Source organism: Kribbella sp. NPDC050124, assembly GCF_044460355.1.
Classification (GTDB): Bacteria; Actinomycetota; Actinomycetes; order Propionibacteriales; family Kribbellaceae; genus Kribbella.
The window spans coordinates 229,700-246,407 of sequence record NZ_JBITJU010000003.1 but is presented as its reverse complement, the minus strand read 5'-3'; the positions used below and the strand labels follow the sequence as shown (position 1 = coordinate 246,407).

Sequence of the window (16,708 nt, the reverse complement as noted above, 5' to 3'; positions counted from 1 at the left end):
GTATTCCTTGACTTACACTCCCGGTATGGGTGACTTCGACCGGTATGCCCGCCACACCGCGGACCTGGACGCGCCGTACGCGGTGGTCGACCTGGCCGCGTTCCGGCGGAACGCGGACGACCTGGTCCGCCGCGCCGCGGGGACCCCGATCCGGATCGCGTCGAAGTCGGTCCGCTGCCGCGCGCTGATCGCGGCGGCGCTGGAGCGGCCCGGGTTCCACGGCGTGATGAGCTACTCGCTGCCCGAGGCGCTTTGGCTGGCAGGCAAGGGTGTCGACGACATCCTGCTCGGCTATCCGACGACCCATCGGACCGCATTGCGCTCGCTGGCCGAGGACCCCGAGGCGGCGGCGCGGATCACGCTGATGATCGACTCACCTGAGCACTTGGGGTTCATCAAGTCCGTCACCGCCGGTGGTGCCCGGATCCAGGTCTGCCTCGACGTGGACGCGTCGCTGCGCGTTCTCGGTCAGCATCTCGGCGTACGTCGTTCCCCGCTTCGGACGCCGGCGGAGGTCGCCGAACTCGCCCGCAAGGTGGTCGCCGACGACGCCTTCGAATTGGTCGGAGTGATGTTCTACGAGGCGCAGATCGCCGGTCTCCCGGACACGTCGCCGGCCGTCCGCTGGGTCAAGCGCCGCTCGGCCGCCGAGTTGGCCGACCGCCGCGGCGCCGTCGTCGATGCCCTCAAGCAGTTCGCCCCGCTGCGGCTCGTGAACAGCGGCGGCACCGGCAGCATCGAGGTCAGCAGCGCCGATCCGGTCGTCACCGAAGTCACCGCCGGCTCCGGTCTCTACGGCCCGACCCTCTTCGACAAGTACGACGTCTTCCAGCCGTCGCCCGCGGTCTTCTTCGCGCTGGACGTCGTACGGCGACCGGCGCCGCGGATCGCCACGCTCTTCGGCGGCGGCTACGTGGCGTCCGGTCCGGCGAAGAAGTCGCGGCTGCCGTTGCCGACCTGGCCGGGCGGGCTGAAGTTGCTCGGCACGGAAGGCGCGGGCGAAGTGCAGACTCCGGTCCAGGGGGCTTCCGCCGACACGCTGCGGTTGGGGGACCGGGTGTGGATGCGCTACGCCAAGGCGGGCGAGATGCTGGAGCGGTTCGATGTCGTGCACGCGATCGACGGTGACGAGCTGACCGCGCTGGCGACGTACCGGGGCGAGGGGAAGAACTTCGGATGAGCACCTGGCGGAACTGGTCCGGCACCGAGTCGGCGACCGGGGTGGAACTGCTTCGCCCGGCGTCGGCCGACGAGCTCGCGGCCGCGGTGAAGACCGCCGCCGAGCAGGGCAAGAAGCTGAAGGCGGTCGGCGCCGGTCACTCGTTCACCGGGTGCTCCGTGCCCGAGCAGGTGATGATCCGGCTCGACGGGCTGTCCTCGATCACCAGCGCCGACAAGAAGTCAGGTCTTGTCACGGTCGGCGCCGGCACCGGCTTGCGCAAGCTCAACGCCGGGCTGGCCGCCTTCGACCTGGCGATGGCCAACCTCGGTGACATCGACAAGCAGACCATCTCCGGCGCGATCTCGACCGGAACGCACGGCACCGGCGCCGGGCTCGGCGGCCTCGCGACCCAGATCGTCGAGCTCGAGCTGGTCACCGCGGACGGCTCGGTGCTGCACTGCTCCGCGGACGAGAACGCGGACGTCTTCGCCGCGGCCCGGATCTCGGTCGGCGCGCTCGGCGTGATCACGTCGCTCACCCTGCAGTGCGTGCCGGCCTTCCTGCTGCGAGCGCAGGAGATGCCGCTGCCGCTGCCGGAGGTGCTGGACGGTTTCGACGAATTTGCCGACGGCAACGATCACTTCGAGTTCAACTGGTTCCCGCACACCGATGTCGCGGTGACCAAGCGGAACAACCGGGTCGCGGCCGGCGTCGGCGCCTCCCCGGTCGGCCGGATCCGCGGCTGGGTCGACGACGAACTGCTGTCCAACAAGGTCTTCGAGCTGACCAACCGGCTCGCGACCCGCCGGCCCGGGCTGGTGCCACGGATCAATCAGGTGGCGTGCCGCGCACTGACGGCCCGCGAGTACGTCGACGCGTCGTACAAGGTGTTCTGCTCCGTCCGCAACGTGGTGTTCCGTGAGTCCGAGTACGCCGTACCGCGGGAACACGTGGTCGAGGTGATCCGCCGGCTCCGGGCCTGGATCGACGCGTCCGGATCGCATCTCCCGTTCCCGATCGAGGTCCGGGTGGCCGCGGCGGACGACATCTGGCTGTCGACCGCGTACGGCCGCGACACCGCGTACATCGCCATCCACCAGTACCACCGGCTCGACCACACCGACTACTTCCGCGCGTTCGAGCGGATCGTGGCCGACTACGACGGTCGCCCGCACTGGGGCAAGCTGCACACCCTGACCGCGGACGAGCTGCGTCCTCGCTATCCACGGTTCGACGACTTCCTCGCCGTACGGGACCGGTTGGACCCCAACGGTGCCTTTTCGAACCCTTACACGCGGCAGGTCTTCGGCTAGCCTGCGGACATGACCGGTGTGGAGAAACTGGACGCAGTAGCCGAGGACTGGCAGAAGGCGCTGGCGATCGTCGCGCACCCGGACGACCTGGAGTTCGGGTCGGCGGCCGCGGTCGCGCGGTGGACCAGGCAGGGCAAGGAGGTCGTGTACTGCCTGCTGACGTCGGGTGAGGCGGGGATCGACGGCGTCGCCCCGGACGAGTGCGGTCCGCTGCGCGAGGCCGAGCAGATCGAGTCGGCGCGGATCGTCGGAGTGTCGGCGGTCGAGTTCCTCGGCCAGCCCGACGGCACGATCGAGTACGGCGTCGCGCTCCGCCGCGTGATCACTTCGGTGATCCGGCGGCACCGGCCGGAGATCGTGATCACCAACAACTTCCGCGACACCTGGGACGGCGACGTCCTGCTGAACCAGGCCGACCACATCAACACCGGCCGCGCCACGCTCGACGCGGTCCGGGACGCGGCCAACCGCTGGATCTTCCCGGACGCGGGCGAACGCTGGAACGGCGTACGCCAGGTCTGGGCCTCCGGCTCGCCCAACGGCCGCCACGCCGTCGACACCACCGAAACCTTCGACCTAGGCGTCGAGTCGCTCCGCGCCCACAAGGCCTACATCGAAGGCCTAGGCTACGACTTCGACCCCACCGAGTTCCTGGAAGGCATCTCCCGCACCACCGGCACCCGCCTCAACACCAAATACGCCGCCCCCTTCGAGGTCTTCACCCCCTAGCTCCCGTCGAGTTGTCGATTCGGGTCGCGAATCGTCGTGCTTTCGCGCCAACGTTGACAACTGGGTGGCTAGCCCGCTCTGAGGTCACGCCGCGCCGCGGGGTGGTGGCGGGCGCGAAGGTCGGTGGTGATCCGGGCGACGACGGTGGCGGGAGCTGACAGGAGGTCCCGGGCGGTGACGACCCGCACCAGCCAGCCGGCGCGTTCGAGGTTCTCCCGCCGACGGATGTCGCGTTGCCATTGCGCGACATCGTCGAGGTGGTGGCGACCGTCGTACTCGATGGCGATCTTGAACTCCGGGTAGGCCAGGTCGGGCATCGCTAGCCAGCCGCCGTCGGAGTCGCGGACGACGTGCCCGACGGTGGGCTCGGGGAGCCCGGCGAGTACGAGTAGCAGCCGAAGGTGAGTCTCCATCGGAGAGTCGACTCCGCCGCGGACGAGTCTTGCGGCCTGCCGGGCGCGCCGGATTCCACGCGCACCAGCTGTCGCCTCGGCCGATGCCGCCAGCGACTCAGGAGTTGCCGCCGTACGACGTACCAGCGAGTCGCCCGCGATGACGAGCGAGGTGAGATCGCTGCCGCCGGCGAGATCCAGGAACGTGCGCTCTGGCGACGTCACGGGCAATCCGTTGACGGTCCGGCGATCGAGCTGCCGAACCTGGTGCGCCACCAAGCCGCGAACACGGGGCGCGGACCGCGTCGGGTCGTGACGAACGCTGACATGCACTCGCTCGTCGGCCGGCCCCGACGCACCCCACAGTGCCAGGGCAGTGTGGTGACTCAGGACGCCGTCGGGCGCGAGCAAGAGCGCGGCCTCGACGCGCAGGTGAAGGCTCAGCGGTACGTCGGCTGCGACGTACACCGACCCGAGTACCCGCCGATACCGCCGACTCCGCAACACACCCCGAGAGATCCCCGCGGCGCGCCCCTCCGCCCCGGTGAACAGCCCTCGATCGCGATCTCCCACCCCACCACAATGCCCCAACCCCCTCGCTCCCCGTCGCGCCTTATCCACAGCCCGCGGCCGTTTGGGATCGAGTTGTCGTTTGGGGTCGGTGTAGGCCTCAGATTTCGACCTGGATTGACAACTCGCTGGGGTCAGCGGTCGGGGAGGTCGAGGGAGATGGTGAGGTGGGGTGGGTTGGGGGATGGGCGGCGGGGTTCGCGGTCGCCGGACGGGTCGCCCGGGGGTGGAGGGGTGTGCCAGGAGCGGACTAGGACGCGGCCTTTGCGGGAGAGGCGGTGGAGGTCGATCTGCTGGACCTGGCTGGCTGGGATTCCGAGTTGGGCGAGGCTGCGGTTTGCCATGGTGCAGGCGGCGTCGTGTTTGCGGGGCGAGAGTTTGTGCTGCAGGACGACGGCGATCGTGCCGTCGGGCAGGTCTTCGACCCGCTGGAAGCGCATGCCCTTGTCGAGCGCGTGCGACTTCAGCGCGAGTTCGAGGTAGTCGGTGTCGGACAGTCGTCGGTCGGTCTTCGCGCGCGCAACCACTTCATACCGGGCCATGCCTCGATCATCCGTCGCGCGGACCCGGTTTTCCAGGATCGTGGTTGGCAGCTACCTGCCCTGCCCCGACGGTTCAGAGTTGAAGGATCCGGTAGGCCTCGGCGAGTACGGCGGGGGAGGCGAGGGACTGCCAGCGGGGGACCTGGTCCTGGAGGAACGGCCGGAGTTTGGGCTCCAGAGCGGGGGCGTGGTCGAGGACGTCGAGCTCGTTGACGATGGTGAGGTCGATGAAGTCGCGCAGCTCGGCGCCGGACAGCTCCTCAGAGGTGCCGGTGAAGCGGTCGGTGACCGTGTGGTGCTCGGCCAGGTCGCGCCAGGTGGTCTCGCGTTCGCAGGAGCCGTAGCGGTAGACGATCAGCTCGGCCTCGGGGCCGATGACGGCTTCCAGGACGGAACGCTCCTGCTGCCAGTCGAACAGGTGGGTGGGAAACCCATCGGTTCCGTACGCCGCGTGCGCGAGGCCGGCCAGCACCAGGGTGTCGGACGCACCGAGGGTGGTGAGGCGCTTGGCGACGCGGTGCAGGTGGACGTACAGGCTGCCGCCCGCGTGTTCGAGCTCGTCGGCGCCGCGCACCATCAGCAGCGATCCCATGTCCTGAAAAGCGCTCATCTGACCCCTTCATCCGGAGTGGCCAGGGCCCCGCAGGGACGGCCCAGGCAATCACGGTAAGGCTTCACTCACCGCCTCGCCCAGGGATCCGGCGCGGCGGCTTCGTCACATTTCCGGGGTGGTACGGCGGTGGGTGCCGCTGCCGCGTGCGTTGCCTGATGGTGCGGGTAGCTGACGTTTGGTGCTTTCCACCCTCGTGCGGGAGGTGCGCACGGAAGCTCGCAGTGCCGGGTGGAAAGCACCAAACGTCAGCAGTTCTGGAACAGGCCGCGCCCCAGGCCGAGGCAGACCCGTGGTGCCGGCCGTGCCTCGGGCGGAGGCAGGCGTGTGGTGACGGCCGGGCGTCGGCTGCGGCCGGCCGGGGTGTAGGCAGGCGACCTGCCTGCCGGGGAGGTCAGTCGAGGTCGGCGAGGGCCTTGCGAGCGGCTTCCAGCTCGGCTTCGAGGGCGGCTACCTTGGCGGCCTGCTGTTCGCGGGCGGCTTCGATGACCTCGTCGATCGGGGTGGAGAGGTCCTCGTGGAGCTCCTTGGCGGCGCGGGAGACCGCGGCGGCGGCGACGGCCAGGTTGCGGGCCAGGTAGGTGCTGCCCTGCTTGAGCTCGGCGTGCCACTCGCCGTCCGCCGTGCCGGTGACGGTCAGCGTCAGCTCGAGGGTCTTGGTCTTCTTGGCGGCCGTCTTCTTCGCCGGAGCCTTCTTCGGCTTCTCCTCGGCCACGACGGCCTCCGGAGCCGGCGCGGGGTCGGCCGCCGGGGTAGCGGTGTCGGGGGTGTCGGCGACGTCAGACGGCGCTTCTACTGCCAGAGTGTCTACAGTCATCGTTGCGGCGATCTCCTTCTGAACATCGCCCGCCGTGAGCGGGCTGGCGCTGAGCGTCTATTAGAACATATGTTCGAAGCCCAGCGCCAATCCGCCACACCGTGAAAACTCAGGCCTGCGACTCCGACCGGTCGCCCGACCACTCGAGGTGGAAGGTGCCCTCGCGGTCCGTCCGCCGGTAGGTGTGCGCGCCGAACAGGTCACGCAACCCCTGGATCAGCGCAGCCGGAAGCCGCTCCGCCCGCAGGCCGTCGTAGTACGACAGCGCGGCCGAGAACCCAGGTGCCGGCACGCCGACGGTCGCCGCAGTCGCGACCACCCGGCGCCACGCCTCCTGCCCGCTCGAGACGGCGTCCTTGAAGTAGTCGTCGACGAGCAGCGACGGCAGGTCGGCGTTCCGGTCGTACGCCTCCTTGATGCGGTCCAGGAAGCGCGCCCGGATGATGCAGCCGCCCCGCCAGATCGTCGCCATCGCGCCCAGGTCGATGTCCCACCCGTACTGCTCGCTCGCCGCCCGGATCGCGTCGAACCCCTGCGCGTAGGCGACCAGCTTCGACGCGTACAGCGCGTGCCGCACGTCCTCGATGAACGCGTCCCGGTCCACGTCCGCCTTCGTCTCGGCCGGCCCCGGCAGCACACCGGCGGCAGCGGAGCGCCGTACGACGTCACCCGACAGGGACCGGGCGAACACGGCCTCGGCCATGCCGCTCACCGGGATGCCCAGGTCGAGCGCAGACTGCACGGTCCACCGGCCGGTGCCCTTCTGCTCCGCCTGGTCCAGGACGACGTCCACGAACGGGCCGCCCGTGGTCGGGTCGACCTGGCTGAGCACCTCGGCGGTGATCTCGATCAGGAACGACTCCAGGTCGCCGGTGTTCCACTCCCGGAACACGTCGGCCAGCTCGGCCGGCGCGAGGCCGAGGATGTGCCGGAGCAGGTCGTACGCCTCCGCGATCAGCTGCATGTCGGCGTACTCGATGCCGTTGTGCAGCATCTTGACGAAGTGCCCGGCGCCGTCCGGACCGACGTGCACGCAGCACGGCTCGCCGTTCACGTGGGCGGAGATCTTGGTCAGCATCGGCTCGAGCGCGGCGTACGACTCCGGGGAGCCGCCGGGCATGATGCTCGGGCCGTTCAGCGCGCCCTCCTCGCCGCCGGACACGCCGCTGCCGACGAAGTGCAGGCCCTTCTCGCGGAGCGCGGTCTCCCGGCGCCGGGTGTCGGCGAAGTGCGCGTTGCCGGCGTCTACGACGATGTCGCCCTCGTCCAGCAGCGGCACCAGCTCGTCGATGACGGCGTCGGTCGGCTCGCCCGCCTTGACCATGATGATGATCTTCCGCGGCTGCTCCAGCGACTCGACCAGCGCGGGCAGGTCGGCGGCGGGGACGAACTCGCCCTCGTGGCCGAACTCCTTGACAAGGGCGTCCGTCCGGCTCTGCGAGCGGTTGTGGACGGCGACGCGGAACCCGTTGCGCGCCAGGTTCCGGGCCAGGTTGCGGCCCATCACCGCGAGGCCGGTGACGGCGATCTGGGCTGGAGCAGAACTCATCGAATCTCCCGCTGGTCAGTGTGGTGTCGGGACCCAGTCTGTCGCGCGCGGCAAGGGCCCGATCCGGCGGGCCCGACCCGTGGGACGGCCAGGCAATCGCTCGCGAGGTCTTCTCAAGCACCCATGAGCGATGGTAGACATCTCAGAAATCGATTTCCCACGAAGTCGGAAGGCCGCCCACATGCTCCGTCGTGTCGCCGCGCTGGCGCTCAGCGCGTTGCTCGCCCTCCCTGTTCTGACCACCCCGAGTACGGCGTCAGCCGCGCAAGCAGACGTGAACGGCCCGGTCGGCTGGGACGTGTACCGGAACCTCGACCGCCTGCCCGAGCTCCAGACCGGCATCCGGACCAAGCAGTTCTCCAGCTTCGGCCGCGACGGCACCAACAACGACGGCTTCGACGGCAAGTACTCCTGCCTGCGCACCACCGCCGAAGGCTGCGTGATCGCCGAGGACGAAGGCCCCGGCGAGGTCGGGACGATCTGGTTCACCCGCGACGACGGCAACGTCACCAGGACCGGCACGATCACGATCGAGCTCGACGGCAAGCCGGTGATCCACACGTCCCTACAGGACCTCGTCGACGGCAAGCTCGGCGCGCCGTTCGTCTTCCCGCTGGTCGCGAACGCGAAGGAGACCAGCGGCGGTGTCTACGTCCGGGTGCCGATGCCGTACCAGCGCTCGATGCGCATCACCACCCAGAGCAACCCGTACTTCTACCACGTCGGCTACCGCGAGTTCCCCGACGCGACCGGCATCCGCACCTTCGACCCGGCGGACAAGGCCGAGGACGTCGTCGCGCTGCTGAACGCGGCCGGCACGAAGGACCCCAAGCCGGCCCAACCCGGCAGCCAGACCCGGACCACCGGGCTGAACCTTGCCCCCGGCAAGCAGATCACCCTGGCCGACGACCGGGGAGCGGGTGAGCTCAGCGCGCTCCGGCTCAAGCTCCCCGAGCTCGTCGGGCTCGACCTGAAGGCGTTCTCCGACGACGGCCGCGCGTTCACCGGCAGCAGCAAGTTCACGGTCAAGATCGATCCGGCCAACACCGGCGTGAAGCTGATCCGCCGGATGGACCTGCGGATCGGCAATCAGCGAGCGAAGGTGCTGGTCGACGGCGTCGAGGCCGGCGAGTGGGCGCCGTTGAAGGCCGAGGGCGCGCAGTGGCACGACCAGGTCGTCGACCTGCCGGCCGCGCTGACCGCCGGCAAGTCGCAGATCACCGTCACCAACGAGTTCATCTCGTCCGACCTCGACTTCAACGAGTTCACCTACTGGGTCGACTCGATCGTCGGCGGTACGGCGAAGCGCACCGACACGCTCGACCTCGGCCCGAACCACCTGGCCGAGGAGCAAGCGCACGGCTACGTGATCACCAAGCAGAACTGGAGCGGCATGCACTCGATGGCGTACGCCGCCACCGAGGAGGACGCCGCCCGCGTGAAGCCGTCCGACTCGCTGCTGGCCGGTGTGCGCGTGCAGGTCACGATCGACGGCAAGAAGCGCGTCGACGCCCCGATCGGCGAGTTCTTCGGCTCCGGTCTCGGCGAGAACCCGGTCCGCTCGCTGTTCTTCGCCATGGACCCCGACGGCTGGTACTCGTCCTGGTGGCCGATGCCGTACGCCGCCCGTGCCACGGTGACTCTGGTCAACAAGTCGACGTACCCGCTGACCGGTCAGGCCGAGACGACCTCGGTGCGCGACGCACGCAAGGCGGCCGACCTGCTGTCCGGGAAGACCGGCTACTTGACCGCGATCTCGCACCGTGGTGAGACGACGCAGGGCAGCGACTGGACGTTCGCGGACGTCAGCGGGCGCGGGAAGTTCGTCGGCGTCTCCCAGACGATGGAGGGCTTGCTTGCCGACGGCAACACGCGTGGCTACCTCGAGGGCGACGAGCGGGTGTACGTCGACGGCGAGCGGACGCCGGCGATCCACGGCACCGGGACCGAGGACTACTACGAGTCCGGCTGGTACTTCAACGCCGGCACCTACTCGACCCCGTTCCACGGCAACTCCGCGCACGAGGTCAAGGCCGGGTTCTGCACCTACGAGTGCGACGGCGCCTGGCGGTTGCACATCACCGACTCGATCGGCTTCCAGAACCAGCTCGACTTCAGCATCGAGCACGGCCAGCAGGACGACCACCCGGCCATCTACGGCTCGACGGCCTTCCTCTACGCCGCCGCGGAGTTCGGCGCGCGCGAGTCCGACCGGATCGACACCGGCTCCGCCCAGAGCCGGCAGCAGCACGCGTACGTCGACACCGGAGCGCAAACCGATGACCTGACGTCGGTCTACGAGGGCGAGCACGACGACATCGTCCTGACCGACCAGGTCCGAAAGACCACGCAGCCGATCAAGTTCAGCGTCAAGATCGACCCCGCCAACCGCGGCGTGACGCTGCGCCGGACCGGCGATCAGAACGTGTCCGGCCAGTCCGCCAAGGTGATCGTCAACGGCAAGGACGCCGGCACCTGGTTGCAGCCGCTCGGCAATGACCGTCAGCGCTGGCTGGACGACAACTACCAGTTGCCTTCGGCACTCACCCTCGGTCGTAGCAAGCTCGACATCGAGCTCCGCCCGACCGGGCCGACCTGGACGGCATCGTCTTACGTCGTCCAGTCCCTCGTCCTCCCGTACGACGACAAGCGTGCCCCCGGCGCGGTTGCCTCGGTGACAGCCGCCGGGCGGACGGACAACGCGATCGACGTGCGCTGGTCCGACGCCGCCGACGAGAGCGGCATCGCGCGGTACAACGTCTACGGCGCGAAGGCCGGCGGCTCCGAGAAGCTGATCGGCACGAGCCCACTGCCCGGGTTCCTGCACCGCAACCTCGGGCTGCACGAGAGCTGGTCGTACCGGATCGCGGCGGTCGATCTCGCCGGGAACGTCGGGCCGAAGTCCGCAGCTGCCAAGGCGACGACCGGCAACACGTTGCGGGTCGAGGGAGAGTCGATGCTGCCGCCGGTCTCGTCGACCGTGCCGGTGGATCCGCAGGGCAACTGCTGCGGGGTGAGCTGGTCGAACGGCACCCAGGCCTGGATCCACGGAACCAAGGCCGGCGACAAGGTCGTCCTCGGGTTCACCGTCCCGACCACGGGCTCCTACAACCTCTCGACGGTCCTCACCAAGGCAGCGGACTACGGCATCGCGGACGTGGAGGTGGCCGGAGCTAAGGTCACGTTCGACGGCTATGTGGCGGCCGGAGTGACCACGCAGCAGGTTGATCTGGGGACCGCGCAACTCACCGCAGGCAGCCACCAGCTCACCATCACGCTGACCGGCAAGAACCCGGCCGCGACCGGCTATCTGGTGGGTCTCGACTTCCTCGATCTGGTGCTCAACTCATGATCCGCAAGCTGATCGCCGCATTGGTCGGCCTTGCTGTCCTCATGACGCCGCTGCAGGCCGTGGCGTCTCCCGAGCGGGTGCGCATCACGCCGTACGTCGAAGTCGACAAGGTGGTTGCGGCCGGCACCTTTACCAAGGTCTACGACCCGAGTGTCGGCGAGACCGGACCCTGGTACTACAACGACCACACCCTGGTGCAGAACCGTGAGACCGGTGTCTGGCACGTGTTCGCGATCACGCACGCGGAGCCGGCGAACCCGCTCGACGAGAAGAGCTTCGGGCACGCGACCGCGCCGACTCCCAACGGTCCGTGGACGAAGCAGCCGCCGGCGCTGGTCGCCGATCCGGCGGCGGGCGAGAGCCACATCTGGGCGCCGTACGTGCTGTACGAGGCCGGGACGTACTACATGTTCTACGCCGCCGGTACGCCGGACCACACGGCGTACCGGATGCACCTGGCGACGTCGACCGATCTCGTGCACTGGACCCGGGACGCGGCCAACCCGCTGTTCACCGACGGGTTCGACGGCCGGGACCCGATGGTGCGCAAGGTCGGCGACCAGTGGGTGATGTACTACACGGCCAACTCTACGCCGGCCGGCGGCAACCACATCGTTGCCTACCGCACCAGCACCGACCTGAGGCACTGGAGCGAGCGCCGGACGGCGTTCCAGCATCCGGCGACCGGCACGTTCGGTGGCCCGACCGAGTCGCCGTACGTCGTCCAGCGCGGTACCGACTGGTACCTGTTCGTCTGCTGCGACGGCGGGTACGAGGTCACCAAGGTGTACAAAAGCAAGGACCCGCTGCACTTCACGGTCGACCAACTGGCCGGGACCATCCCGGCGCACGCAGCCGAGGTCGTCCAGGACGGCGCGGACTGGTATGTCACCGGAGCAGGCTGGGGCAAGGGCGGTCTGTTCATCGCACCTCTCGACTTCGCCAAAGTCCAGGTGACGACGGGCCGCGTCGTCAGTACGGCGCACTACCGGGCGACGATCGAGACGAGTCCACGCGCGGCGCTGACCGGTCTGCAGGTGGATCCGGCCGGCCGTCGTGACTACCGTCCGGTCCTGGACTCGACCGGCCGGTCGACTGCGCCGTACCTGGCGGTCGGGAACTTCGGAGCCACCGATCTCAGTGGCCCGGCGGCCCGGGTCGACGTCGGCCGTACGTCGCTGACGCTGCACGGCATCGCCTTCGGGGACGAGCCGGTCACGGCGGACTGGTCGTTCGACTTCGGCGCGACCACCTTCGACACCCGGCTCGACTGGACTGTGCACGGCGACACGAATGCCTCGGTCTGGGAGGTTGCCCTGAACGTCGACTCGGCGCTGTCCGACCAAGGCGATCCGGGCGGCTTCGGGCGGTCTGGTGATGTGGCCGGGTTGCCGCGGTGGTCGATGGCGACGGGCGACGGGCTCAGTGTCGTGACGGCGTACCGGCCCGGCTCGGCCTGGTCCGAGGACAACCACTGGTACGACCCGCCGAACGGCTCGGTCGCCTGGCAACCGCTCTGGCAACCGGGCGGACGGCCGCTCCCACCTGGCTCGTACGACGGTGGTCGCTGGCGGCTCGGGTTCTCCGGCACCGAGCGGGACGTCACCTTCGCTGAAACCCTGGCCGCTAGTCTCGGTGGGTGACCACACTCGGCCTGGACCCCCGCAGTACTGCACTGGTGCTGATCGATCTCATGCCGCGGATCGTGGCACTGGAGACGGCGCCACTGAGCGGTCCGGAGGTGCTCGAGCGATGCGTGGCGCTGGCGAAAGCGACGCGGTCCGTGGGTGGGCTGGTCGTGAACGTCCGGGTGGAACGGCCCGGGGTCGAGGTGCAGCCGGAGGGCAGTGGGTTCGCGCCCGGTGCGGAGCCGGCGCCGGGGGACCTGGAGATCGTGAAGCGGACGCTCGGTGCGTTCGGGCGGACCGTGTTGGACCACGAACTGCAGACCCGCGGGATCGAGACGGTCGCGCTGGCCGGCATCGCGACCAACTTCGGCGTCGAGTCCACCGGGCGCGCCGCGGACGACCTGGGCTACGACACCGTCTACATCACGGACGCGATGACCGGGCTGGACGGCCGGGCCCATGAGCTCGCGGTGTCGATGATCTTCCCGCGGCTCGGCACCACCTGCTCCGGCACGGAGTACGTCGCCGCCCTCGGCCCCAACGCCTGAGTTTGTCACCTGCCCGCTCGGGCACTGGGCGGGCATGCTCCCCACTGCGACGTTGCCGGACGCCGCCCGGGCGATCCGCGACGTACTGCTGCCGGTGGTTGCGCAAGGCGCGATCCTGCGTCGCCCGGCGGCCTCCAGGACAGCCGAACTGCTGCACGCCGACGACCATGCACTCCGGCGGGTACGTGCGCTCCGGCGGCGGTACGGCGGGGGCCCACTGCTGATCCGCCTCCCGGGCCGGACCATCGCGCTCGTCCTGGATCCCGGCCACGTGCATCGCATCCTGCGTGAGACACCCGAACCGTTCTCCGCAGCGACCAGTGAGAAGGTCGGCGCCCTGAACCACTTCCAGCCGCACGCCGGCCTCGCGACCGACCCGCCGCTGCGCGCACCGCGTCGCGAGCTGAACGAGGAAGCCCTCGACACTCATCAGCCCGTTCATCGCGACGCCGAGTCGATGACCGCCGCGATCACCGAGGAACTCCAGCTCGAAGGCACGTTCGGCTGGACCGACTTCCGGGCGGTCTGGTCGCGGATCGTGCGCCGGATCGTGCTCGGCGACCACGCCCGCGACGACACCGAGCTCACCGACCTGCTCGACGTACTGCGGTCGAACGCCAACTGGGCTGCGCTGCATCCGCGCAACCGGAACGCGCGGCAGCGGCTCGATCGAAAGCTCGCCGAGTACGTCGAGCACGCCGAGCCCGGCAGCCTCGTCGACGCGCTCATGCTGAGCTCGATCAAGCGGGACAGCCGGAGCTTCGTGCCCGGGGGAGGACTCGATCCGGCCGGTCAGGTGCCGCACTGGTTGTTCGCGTTCGACGCCGCGGGCATTGCGCTCTGGCGACTGCTCGCCGTACTCGCGACCCGACCTGACGCCGCCGAGCAGGTGGCCAAGGACGATTCGCCGCTGCGGGCGTACGCCGGTGGTGCCGCGCTGGAGTCGCTGCGGTTGTGGCCGACGTCTCTCGTCGTACTGCGCGAAGGCCGCACCGAGACCTCCTGGGACGCCGGTACGGCGCCGCCCGGAACCGAGTTCGCGATCGTGAGCTCGGTCTTCCACCGCGACGACGAGGCCCTCGACTTCGCGAACGACTTCGTCCCCGAGATCTGGCTGGACGGGCGGTCCGACGGGTCGTGGCCGCTGATCCCGTTCAGCGAAGGCCCGGCGGTCTGTCCCGGTAGGAATGTCGCATTGCTGACAATCAGCACCGCCGCCCATCACCTGCTCTCGCAGTACGACGTCGACCTGGACCCACACACCCGAGCCAAACTCACCCGCGGCCCACTCCCCACCACTTTCGACCACACCGCCCCCCGCCTGGGCTTCTGGAGGACTAGCTGAACAGTCGGGCGTTCGCGCGGGTCCAGTCCTGGAGGGTGCGGGGTTTGTGGCCGGTGACTTGGGTGACGGTGTCGTTGACTGAGGTTTCGTCGATGATGCCGTCGCCGAAGAAGCTCTCGATTGCGTTGGCGTACGGCGCAGGCATGGAGGCCTGCAGGTCGGCATGCGTTTCCGCGCGGCTCATCGGGTACGGCGTCAGCGGGCGGCCGAGCGCCTCGCCGAGGATCGCGACCTGCTCCGGGGGAGTCAGCGCGACCGGGCCGGTCAACCGGTGGATCGCGCCGGCGTGGTCGCCGGTGAACGCGCGGACAGCGACGTCGCCGATGTCGAGCGGATGGATCGTCGAGATCGGCACCTCGGGGAACTGCACCCGGACCACGTTGCCCGCGCGCAGCTGATCCAGCCAGCGCAGCGTGTTGGACATGAAGGAGTTCGGCCGCAGGTACGTCCACTCGAGCCCGGACGCGCGCACCGCCTCCTCAGCCGCCTGGTGGTACGCCGCGATCGCGTTCGACGTGTCCGCGCTGTCCAGCGAGCTACTCGACAACAGCACGACCTTGCGGACCCCCGCGCGTACGGCGTTGGCCAGCAACTCCTCGACCCGGTCGTACCCGCTCAGCAGGAAGATGCCCGACACACCATCGAGCGCGTCGGCGAAGGTGTCCGGCTGATTGAGATCGCCGTACACAGGCTCGATCCCCGGCGGCAAAGCGACCTCCTTGCGCACCAGCGCGCGCCCCGGCAGACCCGCGTCCGCCAAGGACTGCACCACGGCGCCGCCTGCGTTGCCGGTCGCACCTGTCACCAGAACGGTCATGCCAGCTCATTTCTGTAGGCCTGCACGGCTGCCTGCAGCTCCGTGCGCGGGTCGTCCCGATGGTAGACGCGTTCGTCGGGCTCGATGTTGTCGAGGAAGGTCTGGTACATCACGGCGTAGATGAGGTGGTTCAGGACTGTCATCGGCCGGAGAGCACGCGGAGGATCGGCGTCGGGCAGCCGGCTCTTCCAGGTGGATGTCCAGACCTCGAGAGCATGGGCACGCTTCGCCTCGGGCAGCCAGTCGAGCAGGCGCCGAATGTCGGTCGCCGGGTGGCCGACGAACGTGTCCGCCCAGTCCACGATCGCCCGCCGAGTGCCGTCGGAGCGCCAGTTGCCGGGGTGGAAGTCGCCGTGCACCAAGGTGATCGGCAAGCCCGCCGCCTGGAGGTCTGCGATCAACGCCGGCAGACGGGTGAGCAACTGCTCGACATCCGCGTGGTCGGTCGTGGGCAGGTCGACGACGTCGAGGAGATGCCGGACCTGAGCAGTCAGGCCGTCCGGGAGCATCCGAGGGGCTCGCAGTACGTCGAGGTCGCCTGCGAGTTGTGCTTGGACTGCGACCCATCGGCTCACCACGTTCTCGACGGTGGCCGGATCGGGCTCCCAGCAGTCGACCCCCGGTGCGTGGGCCAGCAGTGACCAGCGGTCCGCCATCGACCGGCCGAGGACGGTCGGCGCGAGCGTCTCGTCGTACCGCTGGACCTGCTCGATGATGTCGGCGTCCACGCTGGCGAACCGGCTCGTCGCCTTGGCCCACGCGCCGTCGAACCGCATCAGGCACGACAGGTTCCACGTCTTCACCTGGACCGGTTCGCCCGGCCCGATGATCGACTGCGCCCACGCGGCCATCCGCTCCGGCCCGTCCACCTCGGCCCAGGTCGCCCGCAGCGGCTGCGGCGCGACGATCGCGTCCCACCCGTCGTACGGCGTCTCGTCGAGCACACCGGACCGCGGTTCGCCCATCGCCTGCACGTGGTACACGGTCCGCCCACCCCGACCGATCACGTCCTCATCCGCATGCACCAACCGCAGTACGACGGTCCGCACCCCAAGCACCCGCTCCAGCCGCCGAGTAACCCCCTCAACCTCCGCCCACCAAGCCGGCTCCACCTCAAACCCCGGCAGCCGCCCCACATACGCGGCCCCCACACTCACCAACGCCTCAACCCACTTCACTTCCACCCGCCAAGTGTCCCCACCTCCCGCCCGCAGGTCTCCCGGTTTTCGGAAGGAAAGTGTCGCCTGCTGGCAACAAACGTCCGGAAAGGTCACCGCACCGGACATGACGGGGAGCAGGGATTGGCGGTCAGGTGGGGCTGGGTGCGGCGCAGT

The 16,708-nt window shown here is 69.3% G+C and carries 14 protein-coding genes; 7 read left to right on the top strand and 7 right to left on the bottom strand.

The annotated features are described in order from the left end of the window. Positions 1–25: 25 nt before the first annotated feature. The 3 genes from ACIBL3_RS10895 to ACIBL3_RS10885 are packed head-to-tail and all read left to right on the top strand — an operon-like array spanning position 26 to position 3,204. Positions 26–1,180: an amino acid deaminase/aldolase gene (locus tag ACIBL3_RS10895; protein ID WP_396353090.1), complete on the top strand. Its 1,155-nt coding sequence runs from the start codon at positions 26–28 to the stop codon at positions 1,178–1,180. After that, positions 1,177–2,475, top strand: coding sequence for a D-arabinono-1,4-lactone oxidase (locus tag ACIBL3_RS10890; protein ID WP_396353089.1), 1,299 nt, complete (start codon positions 1,177–1,179; stop codon positions 2,473–2,475). Before ACIBL3_RS10895 ends, ACIBL3_RS10890 begins: the two co-directional genes overlap by 4 nt. Before the next feature lie 9 nt (positions 2,476–2,484). Continuing rightward, on the top strand, positions 2,485–3,204 hold the full coding sequence (locus tag ACIBL3_RS10885) for a PIG-L deacetylase family protein (protein ID WP_396353088.1): 720 nt from the start codon (positions 2,485–2,487) through the stop codon (positions 3,202–3,204). A gap of 68 nt (positions 3,205–3,272) precedes the next feature. Here the strand turns inward: ACIBL3_RS10885 and ACIBL3_RS10880 are convergent, their stop codons facing one another. The 5 genes from ACIBL3_RS10880 to gndA form a co-directional block, all read right to left on the bottom strand. Beyond that, positions 3,273–4,064: a hypothetical protein gene (locus ACIBL3_RS10880; RefSeq protein ID WP_396353087.1), complete on the bottom strand. Its 792-nt coding sequence runs from the start codon at positions 4,062–4,064 to the stop codon at positions 3,273–3,275. A 236-nt stretch (positions 4,065–4,300) separates the two neighbouring features. Beyond that, entirely contained in the window at positions 4,301–4,708 is a 408-nt protein-coding gene (locus ACIBL3_RS10875; RefSeq protein WP_396353086.1) for a hypothetical protein, read from the bottom strand. Positions 4,709–4,781: 73 nt separating this feature from the next. Continuing rightward, positions 4,782–5,318, bottom strand: coding sequence for a DUF6817 domain-containing protein (locus ACIBL3_RS10870; protein WP_396353085.1), 537 nt, complete (start codon positions 5,316–5,318; stop codon positions 4,782–4,784). Positions 5,319–5,712: 394 nt separating this feature from the next. Continuing rightward, positions 5,713–6,135, bottom strand: coding sequence for a DUF6319 family protein (locus ACIBL3_RS10865; protein ID WP_396353084.1), 423 nt, complete (start codon positions 6,133–6,135; stop codon positions 5,713–5,715). 109 nt (positions 6,136–6,244) lie between these two features. After that, the gene (gene gndA / locus ACIBL3_RS10860; protein ID WP_396353083.1) at positions 6,245–7,684 is read right to left on the bottom strand and encodes an NADP-dependent phosphogluconate dehydrogenase; all 1,440 of its coding nucleotides are present in this window, start codon (positions 7,682–7,684) and stop codon (positions 6,245–6,247) included. 181 nt (positions 7,685–7,865) lie between these two features. Between gndA and ACIBL3_RS10855 the strand changes: the two genes are divergently transcribed. From ACIBL3_RS10855 to ACIBL3_RS10840, 4 genes are read left to right on the top strand one after another with little or no spacing between them, the layout of a single operon-like run. Then, positions 7,866–11,036, top strand: coding sequence for a DUF2961 domain-containing protein (locus ACIBL3_RS10855; protein ID WP_396353082.1), 3,171 nt, complete (start codon positions 7,866–7,868; stop codon positions 11,034–11,036). Continuing rightward, positions 11,033–12,679: a family 43 glycosylhydrolase gene (locus ACIBL3_RS10850; protein WP_396353081.1), complete on the top strand. Its 1,647-nt coding sequence runs from the start codon at positions 11,033–11,035 to the stop codon at positions 12,677–12,679. Before ACIBL3_RS10855 ends, ACIBL3_RS10850 begins: the two co-directional genes overlap by 4 nt. Beyond that, on the top strand, positions 12,676–13,212 hold the full coding sequence (locus ACIBL3_RS10845) for an isochorismatase family protein (protein ID WP_396353080.1): 537 nt from the start codon (positions 12,676–12,678) through the stop codon (positions 13,210–13,212). Before ACIBL3_RS10850 ends, ACIBL3_RS10845 begins: the two co-directional genes overlap by 4 nt. A 34-nt stretch (positions 13,213–13,246) precedes the next feature. Next, positions 13,247–14,557: a cytochrome P450 gene (locus ACIBL3_RS10840; RefSeq protein WP_396353079.1), complete on the top strand. Its 1,311-nt coding sequence runs from the start codon at positions 13,247–13,249 to the stop codon at positions 14,555–14,557. On the opposite strand, the gene ACIBL3_RS10835 is transcribed toward ACIBL3_RS10840, so the two are convergent. Continuing rightward, complete coding sequence (locus ACIBL3_RS10835; protein WP_396353078.1) at positions 14,550–15,374, bottom strand: NAD(P)H-binding protein; 825 nt, start codon at positions 15,372–15,374, stop codon at positions 14,550–14,552. The two genes, ACIBL3_RS10840 and ACIBL3_RS10835, sit on opposite strands and share 8 nt — an antisense overlap. After that, positions 15,371–16,558, bottom strand: coding sequence for a phosphotransferase family protein (locus tag ACIBL3_RS10830; RefSeq protein ID WP_396353077.1), 1,188 nt, complete (start codon positions 16,556–16,558; stop codon positions 15,371–15,373). The genes ACIBL3_RS10835 and ACIBL3_RS10830 overlap by 4 nt, the downstream gene beginning before the upstream one ends. Positions 16,559–16,708: the final 150 nt, after the last annotated feature.

Coding starts and splice junctions, on each gene's coding strand:
- ACIBL3_RS10895 (WP_396353090.1), top strand. CDS start 26: ATGGGTGACTTCGACCGGTATGCCCGCCACACCGCGGACCTGGACGCG.
- ACIBL3_RS10890 (WP_396353089.1), top strand. CDS start 1,177: ATGAGCACCTGGCGGAACTGGTCCGGCACCGAGTCGGCGACCGGGGTG.
- ACIBL3_RS10885 (WP_396353088.1), top strand. CDS start 2,485: ATGACCGGTGTGGAGAAACTGGACGCAGTAGCCGAGGACTGGCAGAAG.
- ACIBL3_RS10875 (WP_396353086.1), bottom strand. CDS start 4,708: ATGGCCCGGTATGAAGTGGTTGCGCGCGCGAAGACCGACCGACGACTG.
- ACIBL3_RS10870 (WP_396353085.1), bottom strand. CDS start 5,318: ATGAGCGCTTTTCAGGACATGGGATCGCTGCTGATGGTGCGCGGCGCC.
- ACIBL3_RS10865 (WP_396353084.1), bottom strand. CDS start 6,135: ATGACTGTAGACACTCTGGCAGTAGAAGCGCCGTCTGACGTCGCCGAC.
- gndA (WP_396353083.1), bottom strand. CDS start 7,684: ATGAGTTCTGCTCCAGCCCAGATCGCCGTCACCGGCCTCGCGGTGATG.
- ACIBL3_RS10855 (WP_396353082.1), top strand. CDS start 7,866: ATGCTCCGTCGTGTCGCCGCGCTGGCGCTCAGCGCGTTGCTCGCCCTC.
- ACIBL3_RS10850 (WP_396353081.1), top strand. CDS start 11,033: ATGATCCGCAAGCTGATCGCCGCATTGGTCGGCCTTGCTGTCCTCATG.
- ACIBL3_RS10840 (WP_396353079.1), top strand. CDS start 13,247: ATGCTCCCCACTGCGACGTTGCCGGACGCCGCCCGGGCGATCCGCGAC.
- ACIBL3_RS10835 (WP_396353078.1), bottom strand. CDS start 15,374: ATGACCGTTCTGGTGACAGGTGCGACCGGCAACGCAGGCGGCGCCGTG.